Annotated in this window: 14 protein-coding genes; 13 read left to right on the top strand and 1 reads right to left on the bottom strand. The window is 72.2% G+C overall.

Going from position 1 to position 15835, the window contains the following annotated elements; translation table 11 throughout:
* Nucleotides 1–5: 5 nt before the first annotated feature.
* Genes K7G61_RS16200 through K7G61_RS16235 form a run of 8 tightly spaced genes read left to right on the top strand, consistent with a single transcriptional unit; the run spans nt 6 to nt 12138 of the window.
* On the top strand, nt 6–530 hold the full coding sequence (locus tag K7G61_RS16200) for a phage tail protein (RefSeq protein ID WP_225847546.1): 525 nt from the start codon (nt 6–8) through the stop codon (nt 528–530).
* Nucleotides 531–536: 6 nt separating this feature from the next.
* Nucleotides 537–1277: a hypothetical protein gene (locus K7G61_RS16205; protein ID WP_225847547.1), complete on the top strand. Its 741-nt coding sequence runs from the start codon at nt 537–539 to the stop codon at nt 1275–1277.
* Nucleotides 1270–1980, top strand: a complete 711-nt coding sequence (locus tag K7G61_RS16210) for a hypothetical protein (protein WP_225847548.1) — start codon at nt 1270–1272, stop codon at nt 1978–1980. The genes K7G61_RS16205 and K7G61_RS16210 overlap by 8 nt, the downstream gene beginning before the upstream one ends.
* On the top strand, nt 1977–2636 hold the full coding sequence (locus K7G61_RS16215; RefSeq protein ID WP_225847549.1) for a DUF4255 domain-containing protein: 660 nt from the start codon (nt 1977–1979) through the stop codon (nt 2634–2636). The genes K7G61_RS16210 and K7G61_RS16215 overlap by 4 nt, the downstream gene beginning before the upstream one ends.
* Nucleotides 2637–2651: 15 nt before the next feature.
* Nucleotides 2652–4772, top strand: a complete 2121-nt coding sequence (locus K7G61_RS16220; protein WP_225847550.1) for an ATP-binding protein — start codon at nt 2652–2654, stop codon at nt 4770–4772.
* 26 nt (nt 4773–4798) lie between these two features.
* The gene (locus K7G61_RS16225; protein WP_225847551.1) at nt 4799–5182 is read left to right on the top strand and encodes a hypothetical protein; all 384 of its coding nucleotides are present in this window, start codon (nt 4799–4801) and stop codon (nt 5180–5182) included.
* Complete coding sequence (locus K7G61_RS16230) at nt 5179–11601, top strand: Rossmann-like fold-containing protein (RefSeq protein ID WP_225847552.1); 6423 nt, start codon at nt 5179–5181, stop codon at nt 11599–11601. The genes K7G61_RS16225 and K7G61_RS16230 overlap by 4 nt, the downstream gene beginning before the upstream one ends.
* A 9-nt stretch (nt 11602–11610) precedes the next feature.
* On the top strand, nt 11611–12138 hold the full coding sequence (locus tag K7G61_RS16235; RefSeq protein ID WP_225847553.1) for a hypothetical protein: 528 nt from the start codon (nt 11611–11613) through the stop codon (nt 12136–12138).
* A gap of 2 nt (nt 12139–12140) precedes the next feature.
* On the opposite strand, the gene K7G61_RS16240 is transcribed toward K7G61_RS16235, so the two are convergent.
* Nucleotides 12141–12725 carry an alpha-ketoglutarate-dependent dioxygenase AlkB gene (locus K7G61_RS16240; protein WP_225847554.1) on the bottom strand — a complete coding sequence of 195 codons (585 nt, stop codon included), beginning with the start codon at nt 12723–12725 and terminating at the stop codon, nt 12141–12143.
* A 67-nt stretch (nt 12726–12792) separates the two neighbouring features.
* Here K7G61_RS16240 and K7G61_RS16245 point away from each other — a divergent pair, with 67 nt between their 5' ends.
* From K7G61_RS16245 to K7G61_RS16265, 5 genes are read left to right on the top strand one after another with little or no spacing between them, the layout of a single operon-like run.
* Nucleotides 12793–13458, top strand: coding sequence for a hypothetical protein (locus tag K7G61_RS16245; RefSeq protein WP_225847555.1), 666 nt, complete (start codon nt 12793–12795; stop codon nt 13456–13458).
* A gap of 1 nt (nt 13459) precedes the next feature.
* Complete coding sequence (locus K7G61_RS16250) at nt 13460–13822, top strand: hypothetical protein (protein WP_225847556.1); 363 nt, start codon at nt 13460–13462, stop codon at nt 13820–13822.
* The gene (locus K7G61_RS16255) at nt 13815–14957 is read left to right on the top strand and encodes a hypothetical protein (protein WP_225847557.1); all 1143 of its coding nucleotides are present in this window, start codon (nt 13815–13817) and stop codon (nt 14955–14957) included. Before K7G61_RS16250 ends, K7G61_RS16255 begins: the two co-directional genes overlap by 8 nt.
* Nucleotides 14958–14974: 17 nt before the next feature.
* Entirely contained in the window at nt 14975–15487 is a 513-nt protein-coding gene (locus K7G61_RS16260; protein WP_225847558.1) for a phage baseplate assembly protein V, read from the top strand.
* Between the two features lie 20 nt (nt 15488–15507).
* Nucleotides 15508–15828: a hypothetical protein gene (locus tag K7G61_RS16265; protein ID WP_225847559.1), complete on the top strand. Its 321-nt coding sequence runs from the start codon at nt 15508–15510 to the stop codon at nt 15826–15828.
* The last annotated feature ends 7 nt before the right edge of the window (nt 15829–15835 follow it).

Consider the following 15835-nt stretch of genomic DNA (forward strand, 5'->3'; position numbering starts at 1 on the left):
GCTTCATGGCCGAGTTCACCGTCAACGCACAGCGGTTCGACCCCTACAAGAACTTCAAGTTCCTTGTCGTGTGGGACGGCCGCGTGGTCGCGGGCATCAGCAAGATCAGCCCGCTCAAGCGCACCACGGAAGTGGTCAAGCACCGCAGCGGAGGAGACCCGAGTTCCCCGCGCAAGTCGCCGGGGCGAAGCGAGTTCGAAGCGATCACCCTGGAGCGCGGGGTCACCCACGACCCCGACTTCGACCGCTGGGCCAACAAGGTCTGGCAGGTCGGCGCGGGCCGCGGCTCCGAGGTCTCCCTCGCCGACTTCCGCAAGGACCTGGTCATCCAGGTGCTCAACGAGGCCGGTCAGGTCGCCGTCGCGCACAAGGTCTACCGCGCGTGGCCCAGCGAGTACCAGATCCTCGGCGAGATGGACGCCAACGCCAACGCGGTCGCCATCCAGTCCCTGAAGCTGGAGTGCGAGGGCTGGGAACGCGACGGCGAGGTGCCCGAACCCGAAGAGCCCTCCTTCACCAACCCCGCCTAACCGCACGTGAGTCCGCAAGCGACCCCCGCGGCCGACGCGCTCCTGGCCACCTGGGAGGCGGGGCTGGCGGCCGGGAACGTGTCACGCGCGCTGCTGCTGCACGCCGCCGCCCGCCCGGCGGCTGCCACCGCCGAACTGATGGCCGTGCCGGTCGGGCAGCGCGACGCAGACCTGTACGAACTGCGCGCGGCGCTCTTCGGCGACCGGATGAACGTGCGCGTGACCTGCCGCCAGTGTGCCGAGGAGATGGAGTTCGACCTCGCCGCCCGCCGTATCGCCGCCACCGAGGGCGCGTCCCGCGACGAGTTCACGGTGGAGCACGGCGAATGGAACGTCCGCTTCCGCCTGCCGACCACCGGCGACCTGGCCGTGGCCGAAACGGCGCCCGCCGCACGTGCCGCCACGATGCTGGCCGAGCGGTGCGTACTGGCGGCGGACCGGGCGGGCGAGGCCGTGGAGGCGGGACAACTGCCGGAAGACGTAAGGCAGCGGGTCGCCGCGGCAGCCGCCGAGGCCGACCCGCGCGCCGACGTCACGCTCAAGGTCGCCTGCCCCTCCTGCGGCCACCAGGCGGCCGCCGAACTCGACATCGCCTCGTACCTGTGGGCCGAACTGGACGCCTGGGCGCGCGGCACCCTGCTCGACGTCCATCTGCTGGCCACCGCCTACGGCTGGAGCGAGCCCGAGATCCTGGCGCTCAGCCCGCTGCGGCGCCGCTACTACCTGGAGCTGTGTGCCGATGCCTGACTTCTTCGACCGCCTGGTGGCGCGCCACGCACCGGACGCCGGTGGGGCGCCGCGGGCCCGGCCGCGCCTGCCGGGCCCCTTCGAGCGCCTCGACACGCGCGACCCGCAGGCCGACCCGCCGCTCCTTGACACCGAACGGCCCGCGCCACCGCCCTCGGCCCCCCTGGTACGGGCGGCACCGGCAGCCGGGCCGGCCGTCACCGCGCCGGTCGCGCGGCCCGGGCAACCCGCCGCGGCGCGCGTTCCCCTGGTGGTGCGCGAGACGGCCTCACCGGAGCAGGGCGCGCTCGTGGCCCCAGCCGTGCCGAGGTTCGAGCCCGCCGCCGCGGCGGTTCGTGAGGGGGAACGGGGGGCCCGCCGGGAGACAGCGGCGCCGAGGCAGGAACAGCGGGGCCGGAGCGAACCGCGGGAGGGCCGGGAGCGCGTGGTGATCCGCGAGTCCGCGGCGGCCCTGGCCGCACCGCCCGCCACCACCCCGCCCCGTACGCCCGCCCGGCCCGCGACCGCCGCCGCGCGGCAGCCCGCGAGCCGCCCGAAGCCACCGGAGCGGATCGTCCACGTCAGCATCGGACGCCTGGAGGTCACGGCCGCCGGCCGGCGTCCCGGCGCCGAGCGCCGCCCGGACCGCGCCGGACGCGCGGTCCGTGCCACCCCCGTGCTGAGCCTGGAGAAGTACCTGACCCGGGGGGAGGAGCAGCGGTGAGCAACACCCTCGCCGTGGCCACCGTGACCGAGGGACTGCGGCAGCTGATCGCGCAGTCGCTCGCGCCGGACATCCCCTTCGCCGTCGACGTCGCCGCGCGCAAGCCGCCCACGGACCCGCCGGCCGATCCGACGATCACCATCTTTCTGTACCAGGTCACGCCCAACGCCTCGCTGCGCAACGCTGACGCGCCCACCCGCGCCGCCGACGGCACCGTGCTCACCAGGCCCGCCGCCGCACTCGACCTGCACTTCCTGATCAGCTTCTACGGCGACGAGGCGGAACTGATCCCGCAGCGGCTGCTCGGCTGCGTCGTGCGCACCCTCCACGAAAACCCCGTCCTGCCCAGGACGTTGATCGAGGCGGCGGCGGAGCAGCCGTACCTGCACGGCTCGGACCTGGCCGACTCGCCGCAGCGGGTGCGGTTCACGCCCACCGCGCTCGACATCGACGACACCTCGAAGCTGTGGGGGATGCTCTACCAGAACCAGACGCCCTACGCCCTTTCCCTCGTCTACCAGGGCATCGCCGTCCTGATCGAAGGACGCGGCAAGCCCGTCACCGGCAAGCCGGTCCGGACCCGTACGGTGCGCGCCGTTCCCTCGGTGCCGCCCGTCACGCAACCGGCGACCACGGGCACCACCGAGCAGGGCTGACGGGGGGGATGAGCGGTGACTGGGGAGGAAGCGGCACGGGCAGCGCGTTCCGGAGGGAGCCGGCGTGCCGCCGGCCGGGCCGGCGGACATCGCGACGGCGACCGGGCCGCCACCCGTGGGGCCGCCGGTGACGCGGTCGTCACCGACCGGGGTGATCCGCACCAGCGGGCGCTCGCCGGGGCCGTCCGGTCCGTCCTGACGCACCTCGACGAGCACGCGGCCGGGCGGACCGGTCCGGCGGGCGGTACGCGAGAGGCGGATGAACGGGCCGGTGCGGCCGACCGCGCAGCGGACGCCGCCGGCGCGCGAGGCGCGGCCCGGGCTCCCGTAGCGGGCAGCGCCCTCGACGTGCTCTGTTCCTCCTTCGGACTGACTCCCTTCGAACGCGACGTCCTCGTCCTCACCGCGGCCGCGGAAGTGGACGCCACCACCGGGGGCCGCTGCGCGGCCGCTGCCGCTGACCCGGCCCGCCCGTACCCCACCTTCGCCCTCGCGCTCGCCGCCCTGGCCGAGCCGCACTGGAGCGCGCTCACCCCGGTGGCGCCGCTGCGCCGCTGGCGGCTGGTCGAGCTGGACGATGAAGCGGCCCTGACCGCCTCCCGGCTGCGGATCGACGAACGCGTCCTGCACTTCCTCGTCGGCGTTCCCTACCTCGACGTACGGCTGCACGGCCTGCTGACCCGCGTTCCCGCACCCTCCGCCGCCCTCGCGCCCGCCCACACGGCCTGCGCGCAAGCCGTCGCGGTGGCCTGGGACGAGGCCGCGCCCGACGGGCCGCCGCACGTCGAACTGACCGGAGCCGACCGCCGCAGCCGCTGGGACGTCGCCGCGGCCGCGGCCCGGGAGGTCGGGATCGGCCTGTACGCGGTCGACGCCGACCATCTCCCCGGCGACCCCGCCGAACGCGACCAACTCGCCCGGCTCTGGCAGCGCGAAGCCATCCTGCTGCCCGCTGCGCTCCTCGTCGAGGCCGCCGAGCACGGCGAGCCGTCCGCACGCGGCACGGCAGCCACGACCGACGCCTTCGCCGCCGCACTCGCCGTACCCGTAGTGCTCTCCAGCACCGACCCGCAGGGTCCCGGGGCCCGGGTGCGGGCCGAACGAGTGACCGTACCGCCGCTGACCCCCGACGAGCAGCTGCTGATCTGGAGGCACGCCCTCGACGGCGTGCCGGGGCTCGGCGAACACGACCTGCGCGACCTCGTGGCCCAGTTCTCCCTGCCCGGGCACGTCATCCGCGACGCCGCCGGCGCCGTACGACGCGCCGGGGGCGACGACCCCACCCGTCTGGCCTGGCACGCCGGGCTCGCCGAGGCCCGCATGGCCCTCGACGAGTTGGGGCGGCGTGTCGAACCCCGGGCGACCTGGGACGACCTCGTGCTCGCCGAACGCCAGCGGGCCGTGCTCCACGAGGTCGTCGCCCACGTACGGCAGCGCTCGACCGTGCACCAGGAATGGGGCTTCGAGAACGTCCTGCGGCGCGGGCTCGGAGTCACCGCGCTCTTCGCGGGCGGCTCCGGCACCGGCAAGACGCTGGCCGCCGAGGTCGTGGCCGGCGAACTCGGCGTGGACCTGTTCGTGATCGACCTGTCCCAGGTGGTCAGCAAGTACATCGGAGAGACCGAGAAGAACCTGCGCCGCGTCTTCGACGCCGCCGAACGAGGCGGCGCGCTGCTGTTGTTCGACGAGGCCGACGCGCTGTTCGGCAAGCGCAGCGAGGTCAAGGACAGCCACGACCGCTACGCCAACCTCGAAGTCAGCTACCTGCTGATGCGCATGGAGGCGTACCGGGGACTGGCCGTCCTCACCACGAACATGAAGAAAGCCCTCGACAGCGCCTTCATGCGCCGCATCCGCTTCGTCGTCGACTTCCCCTTCCCGTCCGTGGCCGAACGCGCCCAGATCTGGCGCCGCGTCATCCCGGCCCGCACACCGACCAAGGACATCGACCCCGAACTCCTCGCCCAGCTCACCGTCGCGGGCGGTTCCATCCGCAACATCGCCCTGGCGGGTGCGTTCCTCGCCGCCGAGGAGGGCCGCCCGCTGCAGATGCGGCACATGCTCGCCGCCACCCGCACCGAATACCTCAAGCTCGAACGATCCCTGACTCCGTCGGAGGTCCAGGGATGGGTGTGAACGGGAGTCGGGCGGATTCGCAACCGGTGGACGTGCGACCGCTGGACGTGCGACCGGCGGACCGTAAGGCGCCGGGCGCGACGCCGGCGAGCGGGACGCAGTCGGCGGTTGTGCCGCCCGCAGGACCTGCCTCCGTCCGGGTCGAGATCGGCGAGCTGGTGCTCGAAGGCTTCGGACCGGTCGACTCCGACCGTGTCTCGGAGACGTTCCGGCGCGAGCTGGCCCGACTCGTCACCGAGCGGGGCGTGCCGCTCGCAGCCGACGGGGACCGCGCGGTGAACGTGCTGTCCGGGCTCCCGGCGCTGCCGGCCACCACCTCACCGGACCGGCTCGGCGAAGCGCTGGCGCGGGCGGTCCACGCGGGTCTGGCCGGACGCGCCCGGTCCGGCCGGGTCAGGCGGCGCACATGAGCACGGCGCACGCCCCCGCCCGTCAGCCCGTCCGGCGTGACGGCAAGCAGAAGGCACGAGGCACGCGGCGCCCGGCCCGGATGCCCGAGCCCAAGCAGATCATCAGCGGCGCCGGCCATCCGCTCGACCCGGGCGTGCGGCGGGAGCTGGAGGCGCGGCTCGGCCACGACTTCAGCCGCGTGCGCGTCCACACCGACGCCGACTCCGCCGCCCTGACCGAACTGGTCGGCGCCGACGCCGTCACCGTCGGACAGGACATCTTCTTCCGCGAGGGCGCCTTCCGCCCCGGTACCCAGGACGGCCGTCGGCTGCTCGCCCACGAACTCCTGCACACCGTTCAAGCCCCGCACCCCCTCGGCGCGCTGCGGGCCGGACGTGACCTCGGCGGTGTGAGCCTTCCGCAGGACGCGATCGAACGGCAGGCGGAGACGGGCGCCCGCGGGATCGACCGAGCCGCCGAGACCACGCCCGCGGCCACCCCCGGCTGGCTGCGCTACGCCAGGGTCGACGCCGACCGGTTGCGCACCGAACGCCTCGACCCGGCGACGCTGGTCGACCGCCTCACGGCCGGCATCCTGCGTTCGCTGCGCGGCGACCCGACCGACGTCTCGGGGCGGGTCCGACTGCAACTCGCCCGTTTCACACCGGAGTTGCAGTCGGCTGTGCTCGACCGCATGGAGCGGCGACTTCCCTCCGCGGACTACGAACGGTTGCTGGACCTGGTCCGGGCCGCGGAAGAACAGGGCGGTCCGCTGGGCGCCGACCCCGCGCGGACACCGGAACCGGTCACCGACACGGCCGATCGCACCGAGAGCGACCGTGACCGCGGACGGCAGGACGCGTACGACGAGCGCGAGTCGCGGCGGCAGCGGAAGGAGGACACGAAGGAGGCGCGCCAACGCGGGACGCGGCGCACGGACGGCTCGGACAAGGAGCGGTCCGGGAGCGGGGCCGCGGACCGGGACGGCGACCGTGAGCACGAGCACGAGCACGAGCACGAGCAGGAGCACGAGCACGAGTACGAGTCCGGCCGCGGCCACGAGTCCGGTGCGGCGGCCGGCGACCGTGCGGCGCGGCGCAGGGAACGGGCCGAAAACAAGGGCCGTTCGGGCGGCTCGTCCGGTGCGGCGCGGGCCGGGGAGGCGGACTCCTCGGGTGCGGGTGCGGGTGCGGGTGCGGGTGCGAGTACGGCAACGGGCGCCTCGGCGGACGCGGCGGCCGAGCGGGACGGTCAGGGCGCCCCGGCCACCGACCAGGCAGCCGACCAGGGACCCGACGACCGGGCCGGGACCCAGCAGCCGGACCGGGCTGCGCAGGACCGGCTCCAGGGCCGGGCACAGGACCAGGCACAGGACCAGGCCGGTTCGCGGCAGCAGGGCTCCGACGCGCAGCAGGGCCCCGGCGGACAGTCGGAGACCAAGGAGCCCGAACGCAAGCCCGCAGCCGCCAAAGCGCCCGGCTCGCCCGAGGAGCAGCGCAGGACCGACGCGAAGCAGCCCGTCGCGGGTTCGAAGGCCACGAATCCCGACCACCTGCCGACGCCGCGGCCCGGACCGGTTCGCCCGGAGCTCGTGGACGAGATCGCCGAGGCGGCCGACGGTTCGCTCGCCCGGCACGGCCTGCTCGACCGCGACGAGGAGCACGGCGAACCGCGCGAGGAGGAGCAGCCGGAAGGGCTGGAAGCGGGCGCCGGCAGCGAGATCGAGGCGCCGGGCGGCGAACTGGCCGCCGAGGCGGCGGGGCCGGGCGGGACGGAGCTCACAGCCGAGGACTTCCTGCCCTCCACCGACCTCGACGTGTCATCGGTGCCGACCGCGGACCGGCTCCGGCTGCCGACCGACGGCTCGTCAGGGGAAACCCCCGCCGCGCCGAGCTTTCCGGCACCACCCACCACCAAGGCCGAGCAGGTCCAGGCGCAGCGCGACGCCGCGCGCGCCGACGACGAGCCCGCCGAACCGGAACCGGTCGGGCGGCCGAGCCGGCCCGCACGCTCCACGCCCGAGCCGGGCCCCGTCGCCGAGGGCGAGGCCGAGGGGCGCACGGTCCGTGACCTGCAGACGGAGCAGCCCGTCGAGCAGGAGGTCGGGCCGGCCCCGGACTCCACCGGGTCGGCGGCCGGCGGCACACCCGAGGCCGCGGTCCCCGACCCCGTAACGGAGTCCGAGGGTCCCGGCGGCCCGGCGCAGGCGGACACCACGGGGTCCGCGCAGGAGAGCGCGGCCGAACACAACGAACGCCAGGAGTCCGAGCGCGCCGCCCCAGCGGGGGCCACGGCGTCCGCCGCCCCGCACCGGGACGAGCCCGCGGGAGCCGGACGTGTCACCGGGCCCGGCACCTCGCGCACGCGACAGGCGCCCGCGCCCGGGGCCGGCGCCGCGGTGCCCGCGGGACCTGGCGCGGCCCCCGCGGCAACCGCCCGTACCGCGACCGGTCCGGCGGCTGAGCAGACCGACGCGCCCGGCGCTCTCGGGGCCCCCGGAGCGCAGCCTGCCCCCGGCGCCTCACTCGAACCGGGTGGCGGTGCCTGCGCCGGCCCCCAGCAGCCGAGCACCGAGGCCGACAAGCCGGAAGGCAGCGGCGGCGGTTGCGGTGGCGGTGGTGGCGGCGCGGCCAAGCAGGAGCAGAAGCCCGCCCCGCCCGACGTGTCGAACCAGGACCCGCAGGCCGCCATGGCGACGGCCGGCAGCCTGCCGCCGGACCGGACGGTGACCACCTTGTACGGCGTGGACGGCGCCGTGGACCACTCGATCGGCAAGCAGCAGGCCGAACTCAAGGCCGCCCCGCCGACCGCGCAGCGGCCCTCGGGCGCGCCACGGACCCAGTCCGGCACACCGCAGGAGGCCCCGCCCGCCGAGGCCGTCGCGGGCCGGCTGGAACGGGTCACCCCGCAGGGCGACCGGGGCGGGCCCCAGAAGGCCGCGGACAAGCAGGTCCAGGGCGCCAACCCGGCTGCGCGGGTGCAGCCGCCGAACGTCCCCGACACCGGCTCGGACCAGGTCGGCCCGCAGGACGTACAGAACATGCAGGGCGCGGTCGCCGACGTGCCCACGGACGATCCGGCGCTGAACGTCACCGTGGGGCCGGCCCCCCAGGTCGAGCTGACCGGCGACGCCGACCCCGGACTGACGGACCGGCAGGCCGACAAGTACGACGACAAGACGTCGAAGATCCAGCAGACCGGCCGGCAGGACGCGGCCAAGCCGATGGGCGAGGACCGGATCTACCCCGACGTGCCCAAGGAGACCCTCAAGGGCAACGTCCCCGGCGGCGCGGGCGGTTCCGGCGGTGCCCAGGCCAAGGACGCCGGGGCGATGAAGCCCGGCGTCGCCACCGTCGTCCAGCAGGAGCGCGGGCCGCAGATCAGGCAGGCGGTCGCTCAGGGCCAGGGCCGGATGGGTACCGCCCAGGCCAGGAACAAGCAGGACCAGGCCCAGGAACGCCGCAAGAACCAGGCCGACATCGACAAGGCGACCGCCGACAACGCGCGGCAGCAGACGGACAAGCGGGGCGAAGCCGCCGACCAGGCCAAGCAGGCCCGCGACCAGTGGCGTACCGAGCAGGACAAGCAGATCAAGGACTCCGACGACCGGGCCGGCAAGGAGCACTCGGACAAGAACCGGCAGATCCTGGCGAAGCGCGACGACACCGACAAGCAGGTCAAGGATCGGCAGAGCAGCGACAACAAGCAGATCCAGGACAAGCGCCAGGAGGCGCACGACAAGGCGCAGGAGGAGAAGGAGAAGCACAAGCACCAGCACTCCGGCGGCCTGTGGGGCTGGGTCAAGTCGAAGATCAAGGAGGCCTTCAACGCCCTCCTCGACGCGATCACCAAGGTCTTCGACTTCTTCCGCAAGCTCGTCAACGACATCATCAGCAAGTTCGAGCAGTTCGTCGACGCGGCGATCGACGCGTGCCGCAAACTCGCCGTCGGCCTGATCAAGGCCGTCGCCGACACCCTGATCGGGATCTGCGACGTGCTGCTTGCCGCGTTCCCCGCTCTGCGGGACAAGTTCCGCAAGGCGATCGAGGACCTGCGCGACAGGGCCATCGCCGGGGTCAACGCCCTCGCCGCCACGCTCAAGGCGGCCGTCAACAAACTCCTCGACGCACTCGGCACCGTGCTGAACGCCCTGCTGAAGCTGGCCGAGTCCACACTCAAGGCCATCGTCAACCAGGTACGGGCGGCGGTCGAGGCGGCGATCAGCTTCGTCGAGAAGGCCATCGCCGTATTCGGCCAGTTCGCCGCCCTGATCGCCGACATCGCGCCCGATCCGGGCGGCTGGCTGAGGAAAATGGGCGGCGCCGCGGTGGACGGCATCCAGCACCACCTGTGGGGTGCGGTCAAGACCGCGGTGAAGGCGTGGTTCGACCAGAAGGTCGAATCCGTCGTCGGTCTGACCTCCACCCTCCTCAACATCCTCGTCAAGGGCTGCATCTCGCTCAAGCAGATCGGTCGTATGGCTTGGCAGGCGGTGATCGCGGCGCTGCCGATGATGCTCGCGCAGATCATCATCGAGAAGGTCATCTCGATGATCGTGCCCGCGGCCGGCGCCATCCTGACGATCATCCAGGGCCTGATGGCCGCCTGGAACACGGTCAGCAAGATCATCGCGGCCTTCGGCAAGTTCTTCGCCTTCCTGAAGGCCGTGCGGGTGGGCCCCGCCGCCTGCCTGTTCGCCGAGGCGGTGGCGGCCGGCGTCGTCGCCCTGCTGGAGTTCGTCTCCAACTACCTTCTGTCGAAGCTGAAGTCGGCGGGCAAGGCGGTGGGCACCAGGCTCAAGGCGCTCGCCCAGCGCATCATGAAGGCCCTGGCCAAGGCGGGCAGGGGCGCCCGCAAGGCAGTGGGCAACGCCGTCAACCGCGCCCGTACCAGCCTGCGCGACGCGGCGGCGTCGCTGCGTCAGCGACTGGGCCTCGCGCGCCGCGAGCCCGCACCGGCCGGCCACCCGCACGCCCCCGCGGCCGAGCCGCACCGCCCGGTACGGCACCCCGAGGGGGAGCACCGGCCGGCGCGGCGCCCGGAGGACGGAAACCCCGAGACCAAGCACCCCACGGCCCAGGAACCGCCCGAGCGGGAGCCGAAACACGAACCGGAGCCGGCGAAGCCGAAGGAGCCGGAGCCGCCGAAGAAGCCCACCCGCCCGACCCGCCCCACCTCGCGCGCCGGCCGCGCCCTGAACGGCGCCAAGCACGCGGTCAAGGGCGCCCTGACAAAGGTGCGCAACGCCGCCCGCGCGCTGGGCCGCAAGCTCAGGAACAGCAGGCTGGGCCGCGCCATCGAGAACAGTGCGAAGAAGGTCCGCGACGCGTACCGGCGCCGGCGCGACCGGCTGAAGGACTGGTGGACCAAGCGCAAGGAGCAGCGCAAGCAGCGCCGTGACGAGCGCAGGAAGCGCGAGAGCTCACCGGAGGCGAAGCGGGACCGTTTCGAGAAAATCGTCTCCCGGATCCGGCCGCGCCTTCACACCCTCCTGCACAGAGGCCTCATCCGCCCGGTACTCGCAGCGACGCTCTCCGCGATGCGGCTGTGGTACCGCCTGTCCTCGCTCTCCCTCAAAGGTGAGCAGGCGGGGCGTGTGTGGGCGACCCTCAATCCCGGAGGACCTACCAATGATTTCGTCGAGCAGGATCAGGAGGACGAGCCGAGGAGAGCGCGGCCCGTTCCCGAGGAGTCGTCCGAGCCCGCGCAATCACCACCCAGGAAGAAGCGGAAGACACGGGGAGAGCAGCTTCAACCTTCCGGTGACCTGGCCTCGTCCGCCCTTCGGGCGCTGCCCGGTGGCGTCCGGCTGGAAGGCGGTCACGCCGCAAGTGCCGGGGAGCGGGCGGGCGGTGGACCGAGGGTACCCATGTCCGGCCGAACCCTTCTCGTCGGTGAGGGTAATCTCACCTTCGCCGAAGCGAACGTCGGTCTGCGGCGGGTGGAACCCCGGAACCTGACGGCCACGATTTATGAGACCAAGGCCGACGCGCAGAAGAGAGATGCCGATACCGCTCTCCGGGCAGATCGTCTGGAAAAGCAAGGCGTCTCGGTGCAGTACGGTGTCGACGCCACACGGTTGCATGAACGCGAGCCCGTCGTGACCTACGACAGTATTGTCTGGATGTTCCCGTACCCGGCCGGAGCCGGCCGGGCACGGGCCGGTGTGGCCGGTGCCGCGCTGCTGTCCGCGTACTTCGCCAGCGCCAAGAAAGTCCTCGCGCCCGGCGGTACCGTATCCGTGACTCTCAAAGAGAAGCGATATGTCGCAATGTGGAATCCGGTGGCCCTTGCCGCGGCGGCGGGGCTCAAGCTGCGTGCCCGGGAAGTGTTCTCGGTGAGCGACTATCCTGGCTACACGCATGAAACGACATCGGCCATGGCGCAGAAAGCCGACGTGTCCGGGGCCGCGGTCACTTTCGTCTTCGAGCCGGCATGAGGTGCGCGAATGGACATTGATGAACTCGTGATCGCACTCGGTGCGCTACCTGGAGCCGAGGTCGGGAGGGGGCCGTGGTCCCAGGAGGAACCCGACGAGGAGCAGCGGAAGGAGATCGAGGATTTTCTTTCGCTGTACCCGCGCTTGCGACAGGATGCCGGATACGTCGATTTTCTGAAGCGATACTCGGGGGCTGTGATCGCGGACGAGAAGCGCGGACAGTACGTCGACATCTTCGGTTTCGGTGAGGTGTCGTCGCACATTCTGGAGATCGAGGGGGACGTGGTGGACGAAGAGGGATACCTCGTCTTCGCGCAGTGTATGTACCACGACATCCGCGACGGAGCCCTGCTGGACTCGTTTGAATACGATTTCGCATACAACGTCAAGGAAAGGCAGGAGCCCGGTGTCTACTGCTGTCGGTCAACCCTGGGCGACCGGAGTCAGCCGTTCGTGCGTTACGCCGATGACTTCTCCTCCTGGCTGGGAGAACTCGTGGCGGCGAGGGGATGGTTCAGAGCACCCGTACCCGAGTGATCTCACTGCGCGGATGGACTCTCGATCACCGAGCGGAACGTCAAGGACAGGCGCCGGCCGCGTGGCAGGGAGATGCCGTCGACGCGATCGGTCTTGCGGGGCGCGATCCCGTGCTTCCACTCGTACCGTGCCGCGCCGGACAGAACGAGGAGAGCCCCTGGTTCGAGAAGGATGTCGGCCTCGTGCCCGTCGCTGAGGCGCGTCATCGTGAGGACGCAGGTGGAACCCAGACTGAGGGAGAGCACGGTGTCGGTGAAACAAGGGACGCAATCGACGTGCGGCGAGATGCCCTGGCCCGGCAGATACTCGTTCACGATGAGCTGGTCCAGTTCGCGGGGGGCGTATCCGTCCCCTCGCAGTTGATCGGCCAGCGCGCGTGACCAGTCGGGCAGCGGACCGAGCCGCATGGCGGCGTCGACCGTCCTGCGTTTGTAGTCGTAACGGTAGCCGTAGTGCTGGACGCGTCGCTTCAGATCCTTTCGCCACGGAAGTCGGTCGACGGTCGCACAGAGGCCGGCCTGCTCGTCCTCTCCCAGATACGCAGGAACAAGAAGAAGGCCGGGAACCGATGAATCCCCGAGGTGCATCAGCCGTGTTCGCTTTCGTCGACCGCCGTGTTCGATCCCGTGCGTTCTGGGTGAGGGGAGTGAACGGATGACCCGCTACCCGGACATTCCCAAGCCTACCCGTTCCGGCATCGTCGTCGTCGATCCGCGGCGCGGCACCCCGAGCCAGGTGATCGTCATGCAGTTCAACCCCGACAGCCTGGAGCGCAGCATCGCGCCCCAGGCCGCCGGGGCGGACAACTCCTCGGGGGACCGGACGGAGGCCCTTCGCCTCAAGGGGCCCGCCGTCGAGACGTGGAAGTTCACCGCCGAGGTCGACGCGACCGATCAGTTCGACGTCGCCGCGCCCGACGGGATCCACCCGCAACTGGCCGCGCTGGAGATGCTGGTGAACCCGGCCGGCGCGCGGCTGCGGGAACTGGAGGCGCTCGCGGCGCTCGGGACGCTGGAGGTCACCCCGATCGAGAGCCCGCTGACCCTGTTCACCTGGGGGAACAAGCGGGTGCTGCCGGTGCGGCTGACCGAACTGTCCGTCACGGAGGAGGCATTCGACGTCAACCTCAATCCGCTCAGGGCCGCCGTGGCCATCGGGATGCGGGTCCTGACCACCAGCGACCTGCCGGTCGGACACCGCGGCTACGACCTGTACCTTGCGCACCTCGCGCAGAAGGAACGCCTCGCCGGCGCCGCCGCCACCGGGCGGCTCAGCGCCCTCGGGCTGACCGGCATCAGCACCGGCACGGGAGGGATCTGACATGGCGGCCTCGATGGACAACCCGCTGGACGCGCCGGCGCTCACCCGGTCCGGCACCGCGTACCCACGGTCCAGCCGCTACTACGGCATCGCGACCGCCGTGTACACCCAGGCAGACGGGGAGCAGGTGACGTACCTGCGGCGCAGGCTGCTGCCGCGGCCCGACAGCCTCGCCGAGATCGGTACGCACACCGTCACCGCGGGCGAACGGCCCGATCTGCTCGCCGCCCGCTACCTCGGCAACGCCGAGCAGTGGTGGCAGATCGCCGACGCCAATCCCGTCCTCGACCCGCGCGAGCTGACGGACACGCCCGGCCGAACCCTGCGCATCACGCTGCCCTCGGGGGTGCCCGGCAATGGCTGACCGGCCGATCACCACCGGGCCGGTGCGTCTGACACTGATGATGGGCCCGCAGATCGCCGTGCCGGTGCCGCGGGAGGTGTCGGACGCGCTGCTGTCCGCGCAGGTGACCGTGGCCTCCGGCCAGCGCAGCGGCTTCCAGCTCGCCTTCGACCTGGCCAAGCACGGGCTGATCAACACCGTGCTGCTGCCCGGCGGTTACTTCGACCCCAGGACCCGGGTGATCCTCACCGTCACCGTCGAGGGCACGCCGACCGTCCTCATGGACGGCGTGATCATCCGCCAGGAGGTCGGCATCAGCAACCAGCCCGGCCAGTCCACCCTCACCGTCACCGGCGAGGACCTGACCGTACTGATGGACCTCGAGGAGCGGGCCGGCGTGCCCTTCCCCGCGATGCCGCCCGCCGCGCGGGTGCAGGCGATCATCGCGCAGTACGCGCAGTACGGCATCACCCCGCTCGTGATCCCCGAACTGATCCCGCAGACCCCGATGCCGACCCGGCGCATCGACTTCCAGAAGGGCACCGACCTCGCCTACGTCAACGACCTGGCGAAGGCCAACGGCTACGTCTTCTACCTCGACCCGGGCCCTGTGCCCGGGTTCAGCAGGGCCTTCTGGGGACCCGAGGTCCGCCTCGGCGAGCCGCAGCACGCCCTCAGCGTCAACATGGACGGCCTGTCCAACGTCGACCAGCTCACGTTCGCCTTCGACGGCACCGCGCGTGAGCAGCCCGAGGTCCGCGTCCAGTTCCCGACCACCCGGGTCTCGGCGATCCTGCCGGTGCCCGAACTGAGCATCCTGCGCCCGCAGCTCGCACAGCGCCCCGCGCCCGCGCTGAAGAAGAAGGTCGTTGCCGACACCGCCAAGAAGGACGCCGCCCAGGCGCTCGCCGAGGCGCTCGCGAAGGTCGAGGAGTCCGCCGACGCGGTCACCGGCTCCGGCCGGCTCGACGTGGTGCGGTACGGGTACCTGCTGCGCCCGCGCGAACTCGTCGGCGTGCGCGGCGCCGGGATCACCTACGACGGGCGCTACTTCGTCAAGTCCGTGACCCACGACATCGGGCGCGGCTCCTTCACCCAGAACTTCACGCTCGCCCGGGAAGGGCTGATCGCCCTGGAGCCCACCGTTGTCCCGTGACCGCAGGAGACGACCGCATGGCCGCAGAATCCAGCCGGTACCTCGGCAAGTACCGGGGGACCGTGGTGAACAACATCGACCCCATGGGCATCGGGCGCATCCAGGTTCAGGTGCCCGACGTACTCGGGGACGCCCCCTCGTCGTGGGCGATGCCGTGCTTTCCCCTGGCCGGGCCGGGCATGGGGCAGTACCACCTGCCGCCGAAGGACGCCGGGGTGTGGGTGGAGTTCGAGCAGGGGGACCCCAGCTACCCCATCTGGTCGGGCTGCTGGTACGGGGCGGCGCACGAGGTGCCGCCGGACGCGGGGACCAATCCGCTCTCGCCGAACGTGGTGCTGCAGACGCCGGGGCAGCGCGCGCTCGTGCTCTCCGACGAGCCCGGCGGTCCGGGGCTCACGCTCAAGCACCCCTCGGGAGCGTCGATCGTGATCGACGACTCCGGGGTGCACATCAGCAACGGCCAGGGCGCGTCGATCTCGCTCGTCGGCTCGACCGTGACCATCAACCAGGGCGCGCTGAGCGTGACCTGACGGGGGAAAGGTTCTTTGTCTTGTCCGGAAACCTGTTGAACACGGCGGCCACCGTCACCTGCCCGCACGGCGGGAAGGCCACCGCGCTGCCCACGCAGGGGCGGGTCGTGGCGGCCGGCGGTCCGGTCACCACCGAGGCCGACGTATGGACCGTGGCCGGGTGCACGCTCACCGACAGCCCGTGCACCACGGTCCGCTGCACCAGCCCGTCGGGCCGGATCGCCGTGAACGGCTCGCCCGCCCTGCTGCAGTCCTCCACCGCTTTGTGCCTGAACGCGGGGGGCGCCGCCCAGGGGCCGCCGAACACCGTGGTCGTCCAGCAGCGGGTGGTGGGACGGTGACCCCCCG

The organism is Streptomyces sp. HPF1205 (assembly GCF_020400825.1).
Classification (GTDB): Bacteria; Actinomycetota; Actinomycetes; order Streptomycetales; family Streptomycetaceae; genus Actinacidiphila.